This is a genomic window from Psychroserpens citreus (assembly GCF_055686305.1).
On record NZ_CM145999.1, the window covers coordinates 2,666,367 to 2,688,987 of the forward strand.

Consider the following 22,621-nt stretch of genomic DNA (forward strand, 5'->3'; position numbering starts at 1 on the left):
GTGTTGATTATGTTAATATATGTCATAAAGTTACAAATTACTAATGCGATCACATGTTAAATTTTGACAAATAAAAAACGCCACAAAATTTTGTGGCGTTTTTTATTTATAGTGCGATCTCAATTTGATTGTTTAAGATATCATCAAATGTTTCTCGTTTTCTAATGAGATGAGCCTTTTTCTTATGCCATAATACTTCAGCTGGACGATAACGTGAATTATAGTTTGAAGCCATAGAATAACAATAAGCTCCAGCATTTTTAAAGACTAGAATGTCATCCTCGTTAATTTCAGTAATACGTCTATTATTAGCAAAAGTGTCTGTCTCGCAAATGTAACCTACAACAGAGTAAAACCGTTCACGACCTTTCGGATTTGAAATATTGATAATTTCATGTTGTGATCCATAAAGCATTGGTCTAATTAAATGATTAAACCCTGAATCTATTTGAGCAAATACTGTTGAGGTTGTTTGTTTTACGACATTGACTTTGGCTAAGAAATAACCAGCTTCACTTACCAAGAATTTTCCAGGCTCAAATGCAAGTGTAAGTTGTTTGCCGTATGACTTACAAAATGCATTAAATCGTTTTGAGAGTTTCTCACCAAGTTCTTCAATATTAGTTTCAATATCGCCAGCTTTGTATGGAACTTTAAATCCGGAACCAAAATCAATAAAATCCAAATTTTTAAAATTAGTAGCCGTTTCAAAAAGAATTTCACTCGCATATAAAAAGACATCAATGTCCAAAATATCACTGCCAGTATGCATATGAATACCGTTGATATTCATTTGGGTGTTTTCAACAATTCGCAATAAGTGTGGGATTTGATGAATGGAAATCCCAAATTTACTATCTATATGACCAACAGAAATATTGGTATTTCCGCCTGCCATCACATGAGGGTTAATACGAATACAAACAGGTGTTTTTGGGTGCTTGGTTCCAAATTGCTCTAGTACCGAAAGGTTATCAATATTAATTTGAACACCTAACTTTGCAGCTTTTTCTATTTCTGTTAGTGACACACCATTAGGTGTGAATATAATTTGTTCGGGTTTAAAACCAGCTTTTAACCCTAACTGTACTTCTTGAATGGACACTGTATCTAATCCAGATCCTAGTTGGTTGAATAATTTTAAGACTGAAATATTGGACAATGCTTTTACGGCATAATTTAAACGAAGCTGTTTGACCTTACTAAATGCAGAAGTTAAGCGTTTATACTGAAATTGAATTTTTTCAGCATCGTAAACATAAACCGGACTACCAAAGTCCTTAGCGATTTGTAATAAGGTGTTTTGTTTCATTATTTCTATTCTTATTTTAAAAGACAAAACTAAATCTAATCCTGTGTTAAAGCATAAAAAAATAAAAATATTGCTAAATTTACACAAAATGTTAAATAATTAACAAAATGAAAACTATTGCTTCTTGCGTTCAAGATATAGTAGCCGCTCGCCCTTTTTTGGAAGAAGGTCTATCTCGTCAAATAATTAATTTTTCTGCTCTAGCTAAAGATTTGAATCCTTCCATTTCAGAGATGCTACGAAAGCCCGTAAAGGATGGTGCCATTATGATGGCTTTACGTCGTTATCATCAACCATTTAATCTTTACAATTCTAAGCGATTACAAAATTTGTTCGAAAATTTAGGTGATATTACTGTACGATCTAATTTGAGCGATTTTACTTTTCAGAATTCGAAATCATTAATACATAGTCATTCGCAAGTTTTAGACCGCATTAGTACCAAACACCAAATATTCTATGCGTTTACACGTGGTATGTTTGAAAGTAATATTATCATATCAACATCTGAAAAAGACAGTGTTTTAATGGCTTTTGAGAAGGAAGTACAGATTGGATTTCAAGATAAATTATCGGCCATTAGTATTTATTTACCAGAAGGAAATTCTAAAATAGCAGGATTGTATTACCAAATATTTAAGCGTTTGGCTTGGGAGAATATTACTTTGTATGAGGTGGTATCTACGACCAATGAATTTACCATAGTTGTTGAAGATCATCTCGTTGATAAAGCATTTTCAGTAATTAAACGCCTCAAGGATTAAGGTCTTTCAATAAAAATGACAGTTGGGCATATGATGTTCTTGTATTGAAATATCTAGAGTTAAATCATTACTAAAAACTATTGGTAAAAACTTTTAGTATGTTTATTTTTGTGCTCGTAAAATGACTTCGGAATACTTGCCGAGGACAAACCATAAATTTCTAAACCAAATGAATTTACACGAATATCAAGGAAAAGAATTATTAAGCAGTTTTGGCGTACGTATTCAGCGTGGTATTGTTGCTCAAAATGCTGAAGAAGCAGTAACAGCAGCGAAACAATTAACTGAAGATACTGGAACTGGATGGCATGTTATTAAAGCACAAGTTCACGCAGGTGGTCGTGGAAAAGGAGGCGGCGTTAAATTAGCTAAAAATTTAGAAGAGGTTAAAACCATAGCTGGTCAAATCATTGGAATGGATTTGGTAACACCTCAAACGTCAGCAGAAGGGAAGCGTGTTCACCAAGTATTAATTGCTGAAGATGTTTACTATCCTGGAGATTCTGAACCTGAAGAATATTATATGTCTGTATTATTGAACCGTAGTACAGGGAGAAACATGATTATGTATTCTACCGAAGGTGGTATGGATATAGAAACCGTTGCTGAAGAAACTCCACATTTAATTTTTACGGAAGAAATTGATCCTGCAACAGGAATTTTACCGTTTCAAGCAAGAAAGGTAGCTTTCAATTTAGGATTATCTGGAGCTGCATTTAAAGATATGACTAAATTCGTAACAGCTTTATACAGAGCTTATGTAGAATCTGATTCATCCTTATTTGAGATCAATCCTGTTTTAAAAACTAGTGATGATAAAATTATGGCGGTAGATGCTAAAGTGTCTTTAGATGATAACGCTTTGTTTAGACATAAAGATTTAGCTGAACTGCGTGATTTACGCGAAGAAAATCCAATCGAAGTTGAAGCTGGAGAGATGGGGCTAAACTATGTAGATCTTGATGGTAATGTTGGATGTATGGTAAATGGTGCCGGATTAGCAATGGCTACCATGGATTTAATTAAGCAAGCTGGAGGTGAACCTGCTAACTTTTTAGATGTTGGAGGTACTGCCGATGCTGCTCGTGTTGAAGCGGCTTTCAAAATTATCTTAAAAGATCCAGCTGTAAAAGCTATTCTAATTAACATCTTTGGTGGAATTGTTCGTTGTGATCGTGTTGCACAAGGTGTAATTGATGCTTATAAAAATATGGGTAACATTAGTGTACCAATAATTGTTCGTTTACAAGGAACTAATGCAGATATTGCTAAAACCCTAATTGATGATTCTGGTTTAGATGTGATGAGTGCAACAGAATTCCAAGAAGCAGCAGATAAAGTTCAAGCTGTTTTAGCATAAAATTTTTCAAATAGTATAGAAGAGCTCCTAAATTTTAGGAGCTTTTTTTATTTTATAATGCAACCTTTTTTAAATTTTACATCTATTAAGAAAACAACTTGTTATGAAAAAAATAGTTTTATTAGGTTTCATGTGTTTATGCTTACTATCATGTAATAATGATGACAAAACCAATGATCCGCAATTATCTGATATTGTTGGAACGTGGAAACTTATTGAATATTATGCAGATCCTGGAGACGGAAATGTGAATTTTATTCCAATAGAAAGTGATAAAATAATAGTGTTTAATTCTGATGGCACACTTAGCTCTAATGCTAATTTATGCCAAGTGTTTGCAGAAATAGGTCAGGCATCTAATGGTACATATTCTGAATTAGATTTGGCATATACTATTTTAAGTTGTCCAAATCAACCTTATAATGGCTCATATCAAGTGGTTGATTCTAAATTGATTATTGAATATCTTTGTATAGAAGCTTGCCAAGAAAAATATGTAAAAATAGAATAGAGCATTTTATAAATGGAGCCCGCATTCAGTTTTCGGACTGTTATTCCATCTACCGCTACGATCTTCACCACCTGGCATAGTACAATGCTTACAGCCAATAGAATTATAGCCTTCTGATACTAAGGGATGAAAAGGTAAATTATGCTCCTTTATATAGGTGTCACGTTGTTGTTTAGAAATATCTAATAAAGGATAGAATTTTAAGATATCACCACGTAATTCAAAAATATCTAGACTTGCACGATGGTCACTTTGCCATTTCATTAAACCAGATACCCAAACTTTGTAATTGGTTTTTATTAGATCTAATGGTTTTACTTTATTGATTGAACAGCAGAAGTCTGGATTTTTAGTCCAAGTTTGATCTTTAGTTGTAAACTCGTGTTCTTCTTTTAATGCGCGAATTGATGAGACATTTAAATTGTAACGTTTGGTTAACTCCTCCTTATATTTTAACGTATCGTCAAAATGATAACCGGTATCAATAAAAAAGACTTGTTGTGCTTTGTTTGTATCAGAAAATAACTTGAGTAAAAATGCTGATGTAGCCGCAAAAGAACTTGTAAGCATTACTTCAGAAACGTCAAAGTCGTTATACAATTCACTAATACGTTGCGTTGCTGAAAGAGGTTTGTACTTTGAATTGAGTAATCTAATCTCTTCTTCGGAATGATTTGGAATTACTTTTCTATTGGATGCTGATTCAAACATAGGCTATCATTGAATTATGCAATGTAATACACAATTCTATAAGATTAATATGCATCATACATTTTTATGATTATGATAATTTATGGTTTCTTTTTTTGTGGTTTTGGCATTGGACCACGTAAATGAATGATTAATCCATTAAGGAAGTTTCTCAAAATTTGGTCTCCGCACTCCATATAGTTTGGATGATCTTCTCTTCTGAAAAAGGCATTGAGTTCACTTTTTGAAATTCTAAAATCTACCAATGCTAATATTTTTACAATATCATCATCACGTAATTTATGTGCAACTCTTAGTTTTTTGAAAATATCATTATTTGTTAATGCCATTATTTACTGTTTTATTAACCATTGAAATGCTTCAGGAAAATTAGAACTCCAAAAGGCTTCATTATGTTCGCCGCCTTCTATTATTTTATGTTGAATTTGATCTGGATTTACACCTTTAGCTAAAAGTAACTTGACCATTTTTTCTTGATCAGGAATCATAGAATCCCCTTCTTTACTTCCAACTAAAAAATAGAATTTTGATGTTTTGGGAATGCTGGTCGTTTGAGCCAAGTCATAGATTTTATTACTAATCCAAAATGAAGGAGAAAAAACACCAGCTTTGCTAAATGTATTTGGATACTTTACTGTGGCGTAAAAAGCCATGAGACCACCTAGAGATGCTCCAAAAACTCCAGTATGCTTAGCTTCAGGTTTAGTTCTATATGTTATATCAATATGTGGCTTAACTGTATTAATAATAAATTGCATGAATGTGTCTCCTTGTCCGCCACCATATTTTTTATGAGGATAAGGTGTTAACTCTTCGATGCGTTTCTCATTGCCATGTTCAATACCTATAATAATGGTTTCCTTATCGCTTAGTGTATCTAAATACTCATCAATTTGCCACTCACCAACGTAAGATGTTTCAGAATCGAATAAGTTTTGCGCATCAAACATGTATATAACTGGATATGTTTTATCCGATAGTTGATATGATTTTGGAGTATAGACCCAAATAGTTTTGTAGGTATTTAGTTGAGGAGCTTCTATTTTAAATGTCGACACCTGCTTTGAAGCAGTACTTTGAGCATTAATAATTCCTGTAATAGACAGAACAATAAAGAGAAAAGACGCTATCGTTTTCATATTTAATTCAATTAAAACGAAAGTACATAAAATTTAATTATTTAGATGTATACCGTTCGTCGATAATATTTTTTTGAAGTTAAAAAATCGATGAACTGCAAGGTGTTTTTAAATAATTGAAAATCAACACATTAAAATCAAAATTAGTGTAATAGTAGGAAAAGTACGATGAATTGCACAATTTTTTTCGATGACTTACAGATTATCAAGGATTATAACCTAAGCAAACTAATTAAATTTATAAAACTAAAAATCATGAATCCCTCTAATATGATAAACCGTGTTGAAAAGTTGAGTTTGCTATCCGAAATGATAGCCTTTGCTCAGAAAGATGAAAATATAAAATCTATTGAATATAAATTTCTTGCCAGTATTGCTCGACAATTAGAGATTTCACGAGAAGATTTCGATTATTTAATTGAACACCCTGTAACACATGTAAATTTAAAATCACAAAGCGAACGTATTGTGCAATTTCATAGGCTGGTTTTATTAATGAATTTAGACCACCATGTTTCAGACAAAGAATTGGTTAAACTTCATAATTTTGGATTACGAATGGGCTTAAGTCATGAATCAATTAACCGTGTTTTAGATTTAATGGACAGTTTTCCAAATAAAATTGTCCCACCAGACTTTCTAATTGATATTTTTAAAGTGCAGTATAATTAAGACATTTTCACTTTCTCAAGTTTGTCTTGATATTTTTTAATCTCATCTCTTAGCTGTGCAGCAATAATAAAATCTAAAGCTTTTGCAGCTTGTTCCATGAGTTTACGTTTTTCACGTATTTTCTTTTCTAACTGACTTTTAGTTAAATACTCACTTTCAGGTTCTGCAGCTCTTGCGGCTTCTAACTCATAACTATAAGTGCTTACCGAGTTTTTTGATAAGGCATTGTCTAAACTTTTATTTAGCGCTGTAGGTGTGATATTATGTGTGGTGTTGTAAGCAATTTGTTTTTCACGTCTATATTCGGTTTCATCAATGGTTTTTTGCATGCTCTTAGTAATTTTATCAGCATACATAATGGCTTTACCATTTAAGTGTCGGGCAGCTCTACCAACAGTTTGAGTTAATGATCTAGCCGAACGCAGGAAACCTTCTTTATCTGCATCTAAAATAGCTACCAAAGACACTTCGGGTAAATCCAAACCTTCACGAAGTAAGTTGACACCAACTAATACATCAAATAGTCCTTTTCTCAAATCTTGCATAATTTCAACACGCTCTAATGTATCAACATCACTATGAATATAACGACATCGAATCTGAATGCGATCTAAATATTTAGTTAATTCTTCGGCCATACGTTTGGTGAGTGTTGTAACTAAAGTCCGTTCGTCTTTTTCTACACGCTGCTGTATTTCTTCAATTAAATCATCAATTTGATTTAAACTTGGACGAACTTCAATAATCGGATCTAGAAGTCCAGTTGGTCTTATAACTTGCTCAACATAAACTCCATCTGTTTTCTGAAGTTCATAATCTGCAGGAGTTGCGCTCACATAAATCACTTGATTTTGCAGCATCTCAAATTCTTCAAATTTCAGCGGTCTATTATCCATAGCAGCAGGTAAACGAAAACCATATTCAACTAAGTTTTCTTTTCGACTTCGGTCACCACCATACATGGCATGGACTTGAGAGATAGTTACGTGACTTTCATCTACGACCATTAAAAAATCATCTGGAAAATAATCTAATAAGCAAAATGGTCTTGTACCTGGTTGTCTTCCATCTAGATATCGAGAATAATTTTCAATACCTGAGCAATAGCCCAATTCACGAATCATTTCTAAGTCAAATTCGGTGCGTTCTTTTAAACGTTTTGCTTCCAAGTGCTTTCCAATCTCTTTAAAGTAATCATGCTGTTTAACCAAGTCATCCTGTATATCTCGAATTGCGCCTTGCAAAATATCAGGAGACGTTACAAACATATTTGCCGGATAAATATTGAGTCGGTCATAATGTTCGATAACTTCATTGGTTTGAATGTTGAATTGTTCTATATCTTCAATTTCATCACCAAAAAAGTGAATGCGAAAGGCATCATCTGCATAACTTGGAAATACATCAACGGTATCTCCTTTTATTCTGAAATTCCCATGATTGAAATCGGCTTCTGTTCTCGAATATAAACTCTGAACCAATCGATGTAATAACTCTGTTCTTGATATTTCTTGATCTACTTCTAATGAAATCACATTTTTTTGAAACTCTACAGGGTTACCAATACCATATAAGCATGATACCGAAGCCACAACAATCACATCGCGACGTCCAGAGAGTAGAGAAGAAGTCGTGCTCAAACGCATCTTTTCGATCTCTTCATTTATGGATAAATCCTTTTCTATATAAACACCAGAAACAGGAATATAAGCTTCGGGCTGATAATAATCATAATAAGACACGAAGTATTCTACTGCGTTATCAGGAAAGAACTGTTTAAACTCAGAATACAATTGAGCAGCCAATGTTTTATTATGTGCTAAAACCAGCGTTGGTCGCTGAACTTCTTGGATAACATTAGCAACAGTAAAGGTTTTTCCAGATCCAGTTACACCAAGTAAGGTTTGGTATTTCTCATTGGTCTCAATACCATCTACTAATTGTTTAATGGCTTGAGGTTGGTCTCCTGTGGGTTGAAATTCTGACTGTACTTTAAAACGCATCTAACAAAGTTACAATAATGCATTTATATTTTAATGCCCCACATTTCTTAATTGTATAATAAATTTTAGTCTTGATTTACATACTTAAAGTGCGTTTTAATTTCAGATTCTGAAAGTTCTAAAAAACGTGATGCATTGTCATAATAAATAGCTTTTTTTTGTTTGTCGCTGAGCCAATCTAAGTTGTAAATGATTTCAATATTTTTTCTAATAGTACCTACATAATCTGAACCAAACATGAGTCGGTTTCCTAAGCCTTCATCAAATAGTTTTTTTACTCTTGGCTCCCAAACATGTTTTGGCGCAAACATACTGACAGCAGTTATTTCACAATAAACTTGAGGGTGCTTTTTCATCACTTCAAGGCACTCTTCAAAATAACTTCCTGGATAATGCATTAGGTAAATTTTTAGATTTGGATACTTTTCTAATATTGGAAGTAATAACAACGGATTTGCATAATCTTCATTCCAATTGGGTGTTTCTTTCATGTTTCGTTTGAAAGGACCTCTATCTGCATGAAAACCAATAGGGATTTGATACTTTTCTGCTAATGACCAGTAAGGGTCAAAACGCTTGTCTGTTGGATGAATTCCCATACTATGAAATGAAGTTTCACCAAGCGATTTAAACGTTCCGTTTTTAAATAACTGTTCTAATTTTATGATATCTGGTAATTCATTGTCACATGGTTCATCTTGTTCTCGTAAAGGATTGCATGGGAATCGTGGTCCAGTCCAATGTCGTTTGTCTTTTTCTTGCCATAATTTGGCATATGTCATTGGTCCGCCACCTAAAGCTAAAACAATATTGTTATCATCAAAGCGTTTGCTCATCCATTTAATCTTGGCCATATCAATATCAGCATCTAGTGTATTGTAGTCATCATTATCTTGATAACCTTTTGTGATGTGTATATGAACATCTATAATAGGTTGTTTTTTTAGGAAACTGTCAATTTCTTTTGAAGAAGCTATTTTGTTTATAGCTGTTTTTTTTACTGTGGAATGTAAATGACTTATTTTCCATTGTCCTTCTGTTTTTTTCCAGATTTTAGTGACAAATTCCTTCACTTTTGTTGTCTCATCTAATGGGAATTCAAGGGTTTTTATGGTATATCCTGATTTTGGTGTTAGCACGTAAACATCAAGTTGACTTTTGGTTGGTGTTTTAAACGGTCTAGGTATAGATTTACAGAATTTTTCAATAATGCTTTTAGAAGTAGCTCTACGTCCATTTGCTAAAAAAGTAACATTGTCTTCCATCGATTTCATGACTTCAGAGCAGTCTCCATTTTTAAAAGCATTTTGTTCTTTTTCTTCTGCAGCTTTTATTTCAGTTTTTGTAGCGTCTAAATTTTGAGCATAAATTGATGTTATTCCAAGTAAGAGCAGACAGGCTATGATAATATTTAGTTTGTTTTTCATAATATTAAATATTTATTCTTCTTTTATACCTTCAAATCGTTGTGCTCCTCTAGATAGTATAATACTCGTAATGCCATCGGTATTTTTTGATGGCAAAAATTCTGCTTTAGCGGGAAAATCTTTTACTCTAAATAATGTTTGAGTTTCTGGAAATAATTTATCTGGTTTTCCATCACTTACAATGATAAATAACTGTAATTCTTCTCTAAACACTTTAGCTTTAAATCCTGCTTTCATTTTATAATTACCAACATAAGTGTCTAAAGTTTCGGCTGTCAGTTTCGGTGTATTACTCTTAAACATATTTGCTGCTATATTAAAAGCTAAATCATTTGTGTTGATGATGTTGATATTACTGATATTAGATGCCACTAAAATGAGTAAATCGTCTTCTGGGAAATACATGTCTGAAGTAGAATAGCCAAAAATAAAACCGTTATGAAAAATACTTGTCTTTCCAAATTTTATATCACTATAAAAACCATAGCCATACACTTCATCTATGCCATTATTTAAAGGATATGGTGTCCATGCTTTCACTAAAGTTTCCTTTGAGACCACTTTAGAACTCATTAAACCTTCATACCATTTTGCAAGATCTTGGACTGTTGTATGAATTGAACTAGAACCTCGAGTTTGATTAAGTGAATGGTATCTTGCATAGACAATTTTATCATCTTTTAATTCGTAACCTGTCGATAAATTCGGTATCGATTGCCCTTCATTAGGAATGTATGAGTTCGTCATACCTAATGGCTTAAAGATGTTTTCTTCTACATATTCTGAATATTCCTTACCAGAGACTTTTTCGATAATATATGCTAATAAATTAAAGTTGATATTAGAGTAATCATGCTTTTCCCCAGGCTCGAATTTTACAATATCTTTTTTAAAATAGTTGAGTGCGCTCTCTACAGATTCAAAATATGTTCTACTAGTAGTATTTGCCCAAATAGTATCAGTATGACTTTTAAGTCCAGATGTATGAGATAAAAGATGTCTAATCTTAATTTTATCACCATTTTTAGAATAGTTTGGCAAGTATATATTAATATTATCTTCAAGTGATAGTTTGCCTTTTTCCATTAATTGTAGAATGCTTATGGCGGTGAACTCTTTACTAACACTCCCAATATTGAATGTGTTTTTGGTTGTCATATTGACATCAAGTTCAATACTCGCTTTACCAAAGGCTTTTTCGTAAAGTACTTCTCCTTTTTGTTTTACATATATTATGACGCCTGGTCCATTAGTTTTTACAACTCTTTTTAGAGTACTATCAATTTGAACAGAATTGACCTGTGCTAAGCATAGTGTACTAAACAATATGAAAAAGGTAGATGCAATTGTTTTCATTTAAATTGAATATTTTTCGTAAAAGGCCAATATTTAAATACGTACATATTTTATTACTGTTTTATGATTTTAAAAACGTGATCTATAGTCGAGTTACTAATATGCAGTATATAAACTCCTGTGTTTTGAGCCGTCAATGGGAGAGTAATGGTTTTTTCTTGTTTGTCAATTTGCTTAGAAATGATTTGTTTGCCGACACTATCAAATATTTTGATCTTGCTTATTTCTTGTATTGGTGATTTAAAATCTATAGTGATTACATTGGTAGAAGGGTTTGGATATATGTTAATTTGAGGAGATTCATGAAACGTTATTGATAAATTTTCAGCGAGAGACCAATAGGATAATGTACGAATTTGGTTAAGCCATTCATTATTTGGGATATCCCATGTTTGAGTAATCTGCTCTTCAATATTATTGTCACTATCGTAATTTTGTATAAGGTTAGTAAGGTTGTCCCAATCTGAACCATTCCACTCTTGTCCAGTAATTTGAGTTACGTTGAAAGAAGTGTCATACGTATTTAAAACTCTAGAGTCATTTTCAAGCATACTGCCATTATCAGTTTGTGACCTCGCTTCGATGACCAAATCATCAGTATTGTAAAAAAATAAAGTGCGCTCTGTAATACCAGACCAAGAACTGCCAAGCCATTCAAATCGATCTATATAATCGACCAAATCATTGGGTAAATAAAAATAGTCTCGTCTTATTTGGTTATACCATATATTACTTAGCCAAATTTGGGATATGTCTTGCTCTAAAAGTGCATCCATATTATCATAGGTATACAAATTTCTTCTATCATTAAGTAACTGGCCAGAAATGAAATCAATGGCTTTGTAGAGCTCTTCTGTAAGATTACCAGAAGTATCATACATATTTTCTACACTCGAATCGTTGAGCCAAGTACCAGCAAATAAATAGCCTTCTTCTAGTGTTACTTGGCTGTTTGCATTGTAGGTTAATTCTCTTCTGGTATTGTAGTTCCATTGAGAACCATCAAATGATTCAAAAGTACTTTCCGTTAAATTATCATTATGATATACTTTAGTTTCTCTGGATATAGAATCCCAACTACTTGCAGCATACATAAATTGATATACTCTAGTATCATTTATATCTCCATTATCGTAATAATAATGGGCTTTTATGTTATTTAGCCACTCATCTGTAGATGCCTGCCAATTTTGAGTTAATGTAGAATCCAATTGAAATACCTGCTGCGAATATGTAGAAATGGTAATTAAAATGATGATATATGTCACTAGTGTTTTCATGATTTCTAGTTATTTATTGATTAATTAATAGCTTTTTCTAAGGCGTTAATACGATTTAAAAGCGTTTCTAAAGTTTTCTCTTGTGCTTGACTTTTTTGATCTTGTTGTTTTATAGTAGTTTTTAAGTCATTGATAAGTATTTGTTGTTCTTGGATGGCTTTGGTTAATATTGGGATTAATTCTGAATAACTCATTGCATAATAGTCTTCTTGACCATCTTTGCGCATAGATAATGAGTTTCGTTTTAAATTACCTTTTTCAAGTTTTACTATTTCTGGGATAACAATTTCGACTTCTTGGGCAACGAAACCTAATTTGGTATCTTGCTTACCTTGTTTCCATTTATATGAAATAGGGTTTAAACTCAAGATTGCTTCTAGACCATAATTTAAAGGAGTTATGTCTTTTTTTAAACGTTTATCAGAAGTTGTATTTAGTGGGTTTACGGACCATACTTCGCTCCATCTATAGCCTGTGGAACCTAGTGAAACTGTATTATTTGTAAAAGGACCCCATTCTGTCCCATTAACAAATAACCCAACTCTTGTATCATCTGTAGCTGTTCCTAGGATTACCTCTTCACCTGCCGTTCCATGAATGTATCCATCAGTTAAGCGTATTTTGTCGTCTATATGAATTTGCTCTAATGGATTTTCTATACTTCCCATACCTAGATTCCCATTTTTTAACACTGTTATAGCATTACTTCTATTTGAAGCAGTACCATTGCCTATTACAAAAAGGCGATCGTTTGAATCAACAATTCCGGTACTATTAGGGACGTAATCTGAACTAAAAAAACCAATAGTAGTTTCGGCATAAGATCTAGCATATGTATGATGCCCAATTGCTGAAGAATTATAACCCGAAGCAATAGTGTTAGTACCTACAGCAAAGGATCCTAAACCTACAAAATTATCGTTCCAAAAATCTACTCCTCCAAATACAACTCGACCAGCTCTAAAAGCGCCTTTTAGTTTATTAAAAAATAGTCTTGTATCATCATCTGTTGTTGAAGTAATATTGTTTAATTGAGAGCTTCCAAAAACAAAGCTATCAATTGTTGTGTTTGTAGTATTTTGTATTATTGTGCCTATTCTTTTAAACTCGCCTAATCCAGAAGGTGTCTCCCAAGTTATATTTCCAACACCATCAGTTTGTAAAACTTGGTTAGTAGTTCCATCAGAAACTGGAAACCTATAAGCATTATTAATATCGAGGGTGCCATTAACACGTAACAAATCATTATCGAATTCGCCATAAATTAACGGTGCAGTTGAACTGCTGTTTTCTATATAAAGTTTATTACTTCCTGTTTCATTATAGCCAGCACCAATACCTATGACCACATTGGAATTTCCTGTTACATTACTAAATAATGCATTGTCTCCTATGGCAACATTATTTGTGCCATCAGTATTGTTCCCTAATGATTGAAAACCAACGGCAACATTATTTGATCCTAATATATTATTATACATAGCAAAAGTTCCTATTGCTGTATTATTAGATCCATTAGTATTAAAATTCATAGCTCCATAGCCATTGGCAACATTTCTGCTTCCACTTATATTAGTTATTAAAGAATTAACACCGATAGCGTTATTTTGAAACCCATCAGTATTTGCTAAAAGCGATGATTCTCCAATGCTTATATTGTCATAACCACTTATATTAGAAAATAGAGATTGGTAACCGATTGCATTGTTACCATATCCATTAACATTATTATGCAATACCTCAAATCCGATACCAACATTTCTATTATTCGCTTCATTATCATTAACACCAGCACCAATACCTAAAAAAATAGAAGAGCCATCATCTGTACCATCATTGTCGCTTTTGCCATCTATGAGATCATTTATACGTTCTGCACCAGAGGTTGCAATATCTTGCCAAGTTATATTACCTGCTCCATCGGTTTGCATCACTTGGCCATCTGTACCCCTAGACGCGGGTAAAATATAGTTATTAGTATTTGTTGTACCTATAGATACATTTCCTAAAAAATAGCCAGCAAAACTGCCCGATTTAGTTGCATTAGAATAGACTCCATAATGCGTGCCATCATAAACTTGACTAATCATATTATATGAACCGTATTTATCACCTGAACCGCTAGTCGCCGTGTTATAGGTGCCGTATTTGTCACCAGAGCCGTTAGCAATTAAATTGTTATAGTTGCCATAATGATCACCATTTCCAGTGCCTGAGATTTGCTGAAACGTTCCATAACGAGTGCCAAAACCTGAACCTTGACTATAATTTTGTACATTATAGTAGCTCTGTGATGATGTACCAGAAATTTGATTGTAAATACCAACTTTGGTTCCAGTGCCAGAACCTATAAGTCGTGAATATATACCATGATGCGCACCGCTTCCTGAATTTTGATTATTATAGTATAAGCCAATTTTTGCTCCATTATCTGCACCAGTGTAATCTACTCTTATAGTCTGTTGCACAGTTTCATCTGCATTAATGTGTAAAGGGTAATTGGCGGTATTTCTTCCTATAGCTACATGACCTAAAGTATATATGTCATCATTAATACTTGTAGGGGCAGTTGTAGTACTCTCTGAAAACCAATCGGCATCGTTTGAAATACCTCCTAAATTTGTCCAACTTGTAGTAGCTTGATCCCAATAATAAAACCCTTTAGTTGGTGTGCCGCTACCAGTAACAAAAATGAGCATGCCGTCTTGAGTAGCTGTTGGATTTGTTGCTGGGAAATTATCTACTTTAGGTATTAATATACCATCCATATTGCTAGGTGTTGCTTGGTTAGAAGAACGTATATCTAATTGTGATTGTGGGTCGGTTGTATTAATTCCTACTTGCGCATTAAGACTTATCAGACTTAATATAAAAAAAAGGTTTGCTAAGATTGATGTTTTCATGACACTTTGGTTTATAGTGCTAATAGTTTTAAAAAAGCCGCTCCCTACAAACGGCTTTTTTGAAGATAAATAGGTTGAGTATCTATCTTGACTTGTGTGTTTTTTAGCCTTGAGTTTTATCAAATATTATAGTATCACCTATATCATCTGTGATATTTAATGTTGTTTCTGAAATGCTATTTATAGTTGCAATTATAGAATCACCCCCAAAATCAATTGTTAAAGTGTTTCCACTTAATGAATATGTTGTACTAATAACACCCTGAGATTCACAAGGACCAGAGTCATTAGTATAAGAATCTACATTAACTGTATTATTAGTATTAAATTTAAAAGAGGTGTTTTTATCGCAATCTGAAAAGTCTCCAGGAGTTTTAGATTCAAGATACCATTTTGCAGATGTTAATAGTTCGGCTGTTGTTAGAGTGTCTCCAGATGACGAGTCGTCGTCGCTACTACAGTTGAAAGTTAAAAGTAGTAAAAGAAGGATGCCAAGTTGCTTGATTGTTTTCATAATTTTGGTTTTTAAAAAGAAAAGGAAACAATGCTAACTCTACGTTTTATATACTGTTCCCTTTTCTCAACTGATTAATAGCGTCTTTATATTTTTTTGACAAACGTTATCGTCTTTATAATCTCATTCTTTAAAAGAATATTAAGTTGATAGTTTCCTTTCTTAAGATGATCGATAGTTAGGAATATCTTTTCATCTTTTTCCTTTGGATTATTATCCATTATGTTAGCTATTGTATTCTTATCTGATAGTAAATTTATTATCAAACCGAATAAATGGGTAGAAGATATGTTTCAAATGATAAAACATATGTTGCTTTCAATGTAAACTACTGATAAACAGGTGTTTGAGTTGTATTTTCATTTTGAAAAATATTCACTCGGTGTGCAATTGTACGTGTCTTTAAAACACTTAATGAAGTATGATGGTGTGTTAAAACCAACTTGATAAGCGATTTCAGATACATTAGCATCTGAAGTTTTGAGAAGGGTTAAAGCCAAGCTTAAACGTTGTGCTCTTATGAATTCTGAAGTACTCATGTCGACAATGGCTTTTAATTTTCGATGTAATTGCGTTCGACTCATTTGCATGGCTTCTGCAAAGGCTTCACTAGTGAAATCGGTATTTGTTATTTTATCATCTAAGACCTGTTTTAATCGCTTTAAGAAATCGGCTTCTGTTGATGTAATCGAAAGTTCTGGGTTGATAGTAAAATCTTTACTGAAATGTTTTTGCAGTTGCTTTCTATTTTCAATTAGTTTTTGAACTCTTAATTGAAGTTTTTCACTATTAAATGGTTTGGTGATGTATGCATCAGCTCCAGTTTTTAATCCTTTAATTTCATGATCTTCACCAACCTTTGCTGTTAGCAGTATAATTGGGATATGACTAGTCAATTCATTATATTTTAGTGAATTACACAATGCAATACCATCTTGTTCTGGCATCATAATGTCACTAATAATTATGTCAGGTATGTGTTTTAAAGCTAACGCAATACCTTCAGTTCCGTTTTCCGCTTGAATAATATCATATTGATTTTTAAAAATAGAACTTACAAATGCCCTAATGTCGTGATCATCCTCAACAACAAGTAGCCTTGGAAGGTCGTCATTTTGGTTCAATTGTTTATTAAAAATGTCAATTGCTACTGCTTTATCCTTTTTAATCAGTAGTTCAGAAGAATTAAAGGCTTCCTTGTTAATAGGCAAGGTTATGGTAAACTGAATTTTATTATCATCCACCGTATTTGCGGTAATACTTCCCTTAGATAAATTGACCAATTCTTTTACAAGAGCAAGTCCAACACCAACACCATCTGAAGCTTCATTATCTTGATAAAAACGTTCAAAAAGCTTTGTAAAATCTTTCTTAGAAATGCTTGTATTGATATTTATAATTGAGAGTACTAACATATCGTCCTGAGCATTGGCATTGAAAATAATTTCACTGCTTTCAGGAGAATACTTTATGGCATTTGATAATAAATTAGATACCATTTTTTCAGCTGCGTCAATATCGTACCAAACATTGGTTAGGTTTTTAATCGAGCTATTGATCCTAATGTTTTTTTCATCGGCTTTATACTGAAATGCTGCTACAATCTGTTTTAGTAATATATTAAGATTTCCTTCGGAAACCTGAAGTCTTAATTGACCTGAATCTATGAGTGATAAATCTAGCATCTGATTTACTAAATTTAGTAAACGATTTGCATTTTGTTTGACCAAATTTAATGCTTTACGATCCTCAGTTTGTAATGTGTCTTTTGATAATTGTTGATCAATAGGTCCAGAAATAAGAGTTAATGGTGTACGGAATTCGTGTGAAATATTCGTGTACAACTTTGTCTTGAATTCGTCTAATTTTTTGAGCCGTTCCGTTTCAGCATGTTCTAGTTGTAATTGGGTTTTTACAGTCCAACGAAATTCTAAATACTTATAAATTCCATAGAGTAATAGCAGTGTTAATAGTACATAAAAGACTTTAAGCGTATTGGTAAGATACCAAGGTTTTAATATTTCAAAAGAATAACTTGTGGGCACTTTGTTCCATTTACCTTCATAATTACTTGATAAAACTTGAAATGTATATGTGTTTGGTGGTAAATTTGTGTAATGTGCTACATTATTAAAATCTGGGTGCGACCAATCCATATCATGATTTACAAGTTTATAGCGATATAAATTTTGCTCTGGTTCAGAAAAGTGAAGACTAGCAAAGGTAAAGGTTATTGTATTTTCATTATGTTTAAAAGTGGCATTGGGTTTTAGATCGTGAGTTTTATTAAAGATTTGAAATTTTGAAATGACAGTTTTTGGTTTTACTTCATTAACGGTTAAGTTGCTTGGTGAAAACCAATTTACACCTTCTAAACCTCCAAAAAACAGCGTGCCATCGTCGGTCTTATAATAAGCACCAGTGTTAAATTCAAAGGCTTGTAAACCACTATTTTTAGTGTAGTTTTCTACATACTGTTTAAATTCATTTTTAGGATTGAACTTAGATAAGCCTTTGTTTGAACTTAACCATAAGTTCCCATTAGTATCAGGAAGAATTGCATAAATTACGTTGTTGGATAGGCCATAGTCCATGGTGAAAGTTTCGATATGCTGCTCAATGGATTCGTAAGATTTTAATCCATTACCATTAGTGCCTATCCATAATTTATTTCCATCAAAATATAAAGATTTGATTTTATCGGTAATGCTTTTTATAGGTGTAATGATTTCAGTTTGAGTATTTAATAGAAAGAGACCATTATTTTCACTTCCAATCCATAAATCATAATTTTTGCCTTTTTCAATGGTTCTAATATTGTTGGAACTTAATTGAGAATTATTCGAATTGTAGTGTTTGATAATACCTTCGTTTTCATCAAATAAAACAATTCCATTGTCTCTTGTGCATAGCCAATATTGATGAGGTGCATGTTTGTAAATCTTCCAAATGGTCTGATCTTTCAATATCTCAATGGATTTAAAAGTACCGTCAGTATTTAAATATTGTAATCCCTTACCTTGATGACCAATCCATAATTTGTCATCACTAAATAGTAAACTCATTATTCTATTACTGGCAATGTTAGAGTTATTGGTAGTGTAGGTTTTGTAAATATTTGCATCAATGTTAATTTGGGTTAAACCTTTCCCTGATGTTCCAAACCACATTGTTTTTTTATGATCTAAAGCAATAGCTCTGGTTACATCTACATCAACATCTTTTGGTGTTTGTTTGTTCGTAATAACATTAAACTTTGTGAGGTGTTCATCATAATAACTTAACCCAGCACCATCCGTTCCTAACCACATAGTACCTGTGTAATCTTGAAATAGACATAATACATCATTATATTGAAGAGCAAACGGATTGTCTTGGTTTTCGGTATAATGCGATACGTTTTTTAAAGAACTATCTAAAATATAGAGACCATTTCCGTAGGTGGCAATCCAAAGACTGTTATGTTGGTCAACCAGTACATCTTGAATATTTAAAGTGGACGGTAAATCGTTATGTGTAAATTGCTTAAAAGTATTACTAGATTTAGGTTTGTAAAAAAGCCCATTCCCAAAGCTTCCAAGCCAAAGGGTACTGTCTTTTGATTGTGTGAAAGCACTAAAATAGTTGTGATTATTTTCAGTTTTTACGGCTTGGATTCCGTAATTGTCAAAACTAAAAACCGAATTTGATGTGGCAATATAATGGCGATTATTGGTTTCAATAATGTCATAAATATTAAGACCTTTGAGTTTGTTTTTATATAAGGGTATGGTGTCTTTGGTAGTTGCATCTATTTTGAATAAACCATCACCATAAGTGCCAATGTAAAGGTTTTTAGAGGTACTTTGAAAGACACAACTTGCATTTGGTATTCGGTTTATCGAAGTGAAAGTTTTTGTGTCTGAATTAAATTTTTCTAAGTGTCCCGAATTACTGATAATCCAAAGTGTTCCAGTTCTATCAATATATAACTTCCCCAATTTACTAAAGTTAGGTCTTGTTACATCTTCAAAATGTTTATTGTAAAACGTGAAATTTCGGCCATCGTACTTATTGAGACCATCTTGAGTGGCAAACCACATGTAACCCGTTGAGTCTTGTACAATACTAACGACACTATTTTGAGATAACCCTTCTGCAACTGTAAGTTCTCTAAACGAGGCTTGTTTAGAAGGTTGCGAAAAGCAACTATAGGCAACTATAAAAACAATAACAGTAAGTATTCGATTCATTAAAACACTAATATTTGTACTTAAAGTTAAGTAATATTAGTCAGAATCAACGTTTTAATGCAAAATGCCCAGTATACGTTCTACCATCAATAAGTGTGACAACAAACCAATAGTCATCACTTGGTAACTCTTGACCATTTAACGTGCCGTCCCATCCTGCATAGGTGTTATCAAATTGTGTGAGTAGTTTGCCGTAGCGATTGAAGATTTTAATATCAATACCTTGATTATGTTCTGAATTGACACCATAAACTTGCCATCGTTCATTAAATGGATCTCCATTAGGTGTAAAAAACTTTGGGAACCCTAATACGGAAATGGTTTTTTCTACAATACCACATCCATTGATATCACGAACAAAAACAGTATGGAATCCCGGAGTAACATTTGTAAATACATTATCTCCTTGATAAATGCCATCGGGATCATCGAGCGCAAACTCATAGTCTCCATCACCAGATACTTCAATGGTAACCATATTATTTGATGTGCCTTCTGTGATAATGATATTATCTATAGTAGCTTCATTAGATGCTAAGACTGTAATTGTTCTAGTGGATGAACAACCATTTGGGTCTGTAACGATAACAGTATATGTTCCCGGCTCGTTAACATCATTAAATGTCGTATTAACCGATGTCGCATTTCCATTAAATTGCCATTCGTAATAGTAATTATTAGGTTCGTCATTTAATACACCACCTACTAAAGTAATGGTTTCAGGAAACGTATTTAAACAATATATAAAGGTTTCGTCACCTAAAAGCTGTGGTGTGTACAACACTACTAGATCTACAGTAGAAATGGAATAGCATTGATTGTTGCTTTCTACTTTCACATAAATGGTTTGAGAATTTTCTGTAGTATTCTGGAATGTACTAGATAGAGGATTAGCTTCTAGAAAAGCATCTTCTTCTGAGGCATAAAAACTAACAATAGCATCTGTTGGAATTTGATCAGCAATTGATGCCGTAATATCGTTAAGGTTAAACTCGGTAAAACCATCTACAATTTCATCATCACAAAGTTCGAGTGCTGGAACATTAATAATATTGTTAGAAATTTGTAACTCAACTTCAGCAATGCTAACACAATTATTTTGATTTACAACACGTGCATAAACAGATTGAAATGGAATTGTATTTTGAAATCCATTGACATCAGGTATCGGATTTATATTTTGTTCTGCATCATTTTCAGAAAAAAAGAAATTGGTAACCACCAAAGAGGTATCATTATTGGTTACAAGTGGTTCGGCATCAAATAAGTCGTAGAAGGTAAGTCCGTCTTGATTTTGATCACATTCAATTAAAACAGAATCAAAAACCGCAGGGTTCTCAGCATATTCAATACGCACTTCCCCAAAGAGTAGGCAAGCACCTTTAGTAATTTCTACCGAATAGAAACCAGCATCATTCACTTCGAGAGAGGTTCCAGTTTCTCCAATAAGCTCAACATCATCTTTGAACCATTTGTAAGTATTGCTGGCTCCAGGTTCATTAGATTGAATGATAAAAGTATCATCTCCACAGATAGCTGTTCCGTTAGCAATGAGACGATCTGGACCTAAGTTAGTAGATAATCTAAAGCTACCAGCTTCAAGAAATACTGCAGAATCGAATCTGAAATTTTGCTCATCAGCAATGACTAATTTAACATGATAAGTTTCATTAGGAATAACAGTAGCTGTAGCTGTTAAAATGGTAGTTTGTCCATTAAAATTTATAGGGGATACAGCATCATTAAACCCTTCAAAATAGGCTTCGTTTTCTGCAGAACAACCAGGAAGATCTGGGTGAACTGTAGTAACTTTAACAGGAGTTTCAGTGCCTGGAACTAAAGCTATGTTTGTGTATTGTTGATCGTTTATAGGTCGGATTAAAAAACCAAATAAGTCTGAGAAGTTGCAGGTGTTAGGATTGCCTTCTTGATATTCTTCAGAAGCGAAAATATATCTAAAGCTGATTTCTGTAGCAATAGAAGTAAAGTCGAACTCAAGAATTGTTGCGTTGAAGGTATTAGTCTCGTTTAAAATAACTTCTAGGTCATTGTCTCCTGCCCATCCTGGAGCATCATCATCACTTAATGTCGTATTTGGTCCAGGAACATTGGATAACCGTCCTGTACTTAATACGATACCTGTTTCAAAAGGGAATGATGTACCTGTAGCATCAAAAAAACCATAGCTTTCGTCATTAGTTGGGAAATTTCCACCTACAACATTGGTCACAGCAATATTACTAATGCAATCACTATCAATAAGGATGTCTTCAACGAGTTGTTGTGGTGTATAGGTTTGCCAATCTACAGTAATATTTTGGCTAAAACCAACTACAGTGAATAAACAAAATAGGATATTGAGTATGCGGTTCATTTGCTTTTTTTCCGAAAGCAAAGATACACATAGAATAGGTGTATATGACTTAAAAAATGTTAA

Annotated in this window: 16 protein-coding genes; 4 read left to right on the plus strand and 12 right to left on the minus strand. The window is 33.0% G+C overall.

What is annotated here, in order from left to right:
- Nucleotides 1–106 precede the first annotated feature (106 nt).
- Entirely contained in the window at nucleotides 107–1,312 is a 1,206-nt protein-coding gene (gene lysA / locus ACTU6T_RS12060) for a diaminopimelate decarboxylase (RefSeq protein WP_460218449.1), read from the minus strand.
- Between the two features lie 107 nt (nucleotides 1,313–1,419).
- Between lysA and ACTU6T_RS12065 the strand changes: the two genes are divergently transcribed.
- The 3 genes from ACTU6T_RS12065 (at nucleotide 1,420) to ACTU6T_RS12075 (ending at nucleotide 3,947) form a co-directional block, all read left to right on the plus strand.
- Entirely contained in the window at nucleotides 1,420–2,076 is a 657-nt protein-coding gene (locus tag ACTU6T_RS12065) for a hypothetical protein (RefSeq protein WP_460218450.1), read from the plus strand.
- A 169-nt stretch (nucleotides 2,077–2,245) separates the two neighbouring features.
- Complete coding sequence (gene sucC, locus ACTU6T_RS12070) at nucleotides 2,246–3,436, plus strand: ADP-forming succinate--CoA ligase subunit beta (RefSeq protein ID WP_460218451.1); 1,191 nt, start codon at nucleotides 2,246–2,248, stop codon at nucleotides 3,434–3,436.
- Between the two features lie 103 nt (nucleotides 3,437–3,539).
- Nucleotides 3,540–3,947, plus strand: a complete 408-nt coding sequence (locus tag ACTU6T_RS12075) for a hypothetical protein (protein ID WP_460218452.1) — start codon at nucleotides 3,540–3,542, stop codon at nucleotides 3,945–3,947.
- 6 nt (nucleotides 3,948–3,953) lie between these two features.
- Here the strand turns inward: ACTU6T_RS12075 and ACTU6T_RS12080 are convergent, their stop codons facing one another.
- The 3 genes from ACTU6T_RS12080 to ACTU6T_RS12090 form a co-directional block, all read right to left on the minus strand.
- A complete protein-coding gene (locus tag ACTU6T_RS12080; RefSeq protein WP_460218453.1) occupies nucleotides 3,954–4,658 on the minus strand; it encodes a phosphoadenylyl-sulfate reductase in 705 nt (234 codons plus the stop codon).
- Between the two features lie 80 nt (nucleotides 4,659–4,738).
- A complete protein-coding gene (locus ACTU6T_RS12085; RefSeq protein ID WP_460218454.1) occupies nucleotides 4,739–4,987 on the minus strand; it encodes a DUF1456 family protein in 249 nt (82 codons plus the stop codon).
- Between the two features lie 3 nt (nucleotides 4,988–4,990).
- The gene (locus ACTU6T_RS12090) at nucleotides 4,991–5,797 is read right to left on the minus strand and encodes an alpha/beta hydrolase (protein ID WP_460218455.1); all 807 of its coding nucleotides are present in this window, start codon (nucleotides 5,795–5,797) and stop codon (nucleotides 4,991–4,993) included.
- 270 nt (nucleotides 5,798–6,067) lie between these two features.
- Here ACTU6T_RS12090 and ACTU6T_RS12095 point away from each other — a divergent pair, with 270 nt between their 5' ends.
- Entirely contained in the window at nucleotides 6,068–6,469 is a 402-nt protein-coding gene (locus ACTU6T_RS12095) for a TerB family tellurite resistance protein (RefSeq protein WP_460220765.1), read from the plus strand.
- Here the strand turns inward: ACTU6T_RS12095 and uvrB are convergent.
- The 8 genes from uvrB to ACTU6T_RS12135 all read right to left on the minus strand — a co-directional run bounded on the left by uvrB (nucleotide 6,466) and on the right by ACTU6T_RS12135 (nucleotide 22,558).
- Nucleotides 6,466–8,472, minus strand: a complete 2,007-nt coding sequence (uvrB, locus tag ACTU6T_RS12100) for an excinuclease ABC subunit UvrB (RefSeq protein WP_460218456.1) — start codon at nucleotides 8,470–8,472, stop codon at nucleotides 6,466–6,468. The two genes, ACTU6T_RS12095 and uvrB, sit on opposite strands and share 4 nt — an antisense overlap.
- Nucleotides 8,473–8,537: 65 nt before the next feature.
- Nucleotides 8,538–9,899 carry an amidohydrolase family protein gene (locus ACTU6T_RS12105; RefSeq protein ID WP_460218457.1) on the minus strand — a complete coding sequence of 454 codons (1,362 nt, stop codon included), beginning with the start codon at nucleotides 9,897–9,899 and terminating at the stop codon, nucleotides 8,538–8,540.
- Between the two features lie 12 nt (nucleotides 9,900–9,911).
- Nucleotides 9,912–11,255: a serine hydrolase gene (locus ACTU6T_RS12110; protein ID WP_460218458.1), complete on the minus strand. Its 1,344-nt coding sequence runs from the start codon at nucleotides 11,253–11,255 to the stop codon at nucleotides 9,912–9,914.
- A gap of 53 nt (nucleotides 11,256–11,308) precedes the next feature.
- Nucleotides 11,309–12,535 (minus strand): T9SS type A sorting domain-containing protein, encoded by a 1,227-nt coding sequence (locus ACTU6T_RS12115; protein WP_460218459.1) that lies wholly within the window; start codon nucleotides 12,533–12,535, stop codon nucleotides 11,309–11,311.
- Between the two features lie 20 nt (nucleotides 12,536–12,555).
- Nucleotides 12,556–15,438, minus strand: coding sequence for a tail fiber domain-containing protein (locus ACTU6T_RS12120; protein ID WP_460218460.1), 2,883 nt, complete (start codon nucleotides 15,436–15,438; stop codon nucleotides 12,556–12,558).
- Between the two features lie 103 nt (nucleotides 15,439–15,541).
- Nucleotides 15,542–15,952 (minus strand): lipocalin-like domain-containing protein, encoded by a 411-nt coding sequence (locus ACTU6T_RS12125; protein ID WP_460218461.1) that lies wholly within the window; start codon nucleotides 15,950–15,952, stop codon nucleotides 15,542–15,544.
- 359 nt (nucleotides 15,953–16,311) lie between these two features.
- Nucleotides 16,312–20,184, minus strand: a complete 3,873-nt coding sequence (locus ACTU6T_RS12130; RefSeq protein ID WP_460218462.1) for a two-component regulator propeller domain-containing protein — start codon at nucleotides 20,182–20,184, stop codon at nucleotides 16,312–16,314.
- A gap of 46 nt (nucleotides 20,185–20,230) precedes the next feature.
- Nucleotides 20,231–22,558 (minus strand): choice-of-anchor L domain-containing protein, encoded by a 2,328-nt coding sequence (locus ACTU6T_RS12135; protein ID WP_460218463.1) that lies wholly within the window; start codon nucleotides 22,556–22,558, stop codon nucleotides 20,231–20,233.
- Nucleotides 22,559–22,621 lie beyond the last annotated feature (63 nt).

What these genes read in the sequence shown, in the direction of transcription:
- ACTU6T_RS12115 (WP_460218459.1), bottom strand. Translation starts at nt 12,535, where the DNA reads ATGAAAACACTAGTGACATATATCATCATTTTAATTACCATTTCTACA.
- ACTU6T_RS12105 (WP_460218457.1), bottom strand. Translation starts at nt 9,899, where the DNA reads ATGAAAAACAAACTAAATATTATCATAGCCTGTCTGCTCTTACTTGGA.
- ACTU6T_RS12085 (WP_460218454.1), bottom strand. Translation starts at nt 4,987, where the DNA reads ATGGCATTAACAAATAATGATATTTTCAAAAAACTAAGAGTTGCACAT.
- sucC (WP_460218451.1), top strand. Translation starts at nt 2,246, where the DNA reads ATGAATTTACACGAATATCAAGGAAAAGAATTATTAAGCAGTTTTGGC.
- ACTU6T_RS12135 (WP_460218463.1), bottom strand. Translation starts at nt 22,558, where the DNA reads ATGAACCGCATACTCAATATCCTATTTTGTTTATTCACTGTAGTTGGT.
- ACTU6T_RS12130 (WP_460218462.1), bottom strand. Translation starts at nt 20,184, where the DNA reads ATGAATCGAATACTTACTGTTATTGTTTTTATAGTTGCCTATAGTTGC.
- ACTU6T_RS12090 (WP_460218455.1), bottom strand. Translation starts at nt 5,797, where the DNA reads ATGAAAACGATAGCGTCTTTTCTCTTTATTGTTCTGTCTATTACAGGA.
- ACTU6T_RS12065 (WP_460218450.1), top strand. Translation starts at nt 1,420, where the DNA reads ATGAAAACTATTGCTTCTTGCGTTCAAGATATAGTAGCCGCTCGCCCT.
- ACTU6T_RS12125 (WP_460218461.1), bottom strand. Translation starts at nt 15,952, where the DNA reads ATGAAAACAATCAAGCAACTTGGCATCCTTCTTTTACTACTTTTAACT.
- lysA (WP_460218449.1), bottom strand. Translation starts at nt 1,312, where the DNA reads ATGAAACAAAACACCTTATTACAAATCGCTAAGGACTTTGGTAGTCCG.
- ACTU6T_RS12080 (WP_460218453.1), bottom strand. Translation starts at nt 4,658, where the DNA reads ATGTTTGAATCAGCATCCAATAGAAAAGTAATTCCAAATCATTCCGAA.
- ACTU6T_RS12095 (WP_460220765.1), top strand. Translation starts at nt 6,068, where the DNA reads ATGATAAACCGTGTTGAAAAGTTGAGTTTGCTATCCGAAATGATAGCC.
- ACTU6T_RS12075 (WP_460218452.1), top strand. Translation starts at nt 3,540, where the DNA reads ATGAAAAAAATAGTTTTATTAGGTTTCATGTGTTTATGCTTACTATCA.
- uvrB (WP_460218456.1), bottom strand. Translation starts at nt 8,472, where the DNA reads ATGCGTTTTAAAGTACAGTCAGAATTTCAACCCACAGGAGACCAACCT.
- ACTU6T_RS12110 (WP_460218458.1), bottom strand. Translation starts at nt 11,255, where the DNA reads ATGAAAACAATTGCATCTACCTTTTTCATATTGTTTAGTACACTATGC.
- ACTU6T_RS12120 (WP_460218460.1), bottom strand. Translation starts at nt 15,438, where the DNA reads ATGAAAACATCAATCTTAGCAAACCTTTTTTTTATATTAAGTCTGATA.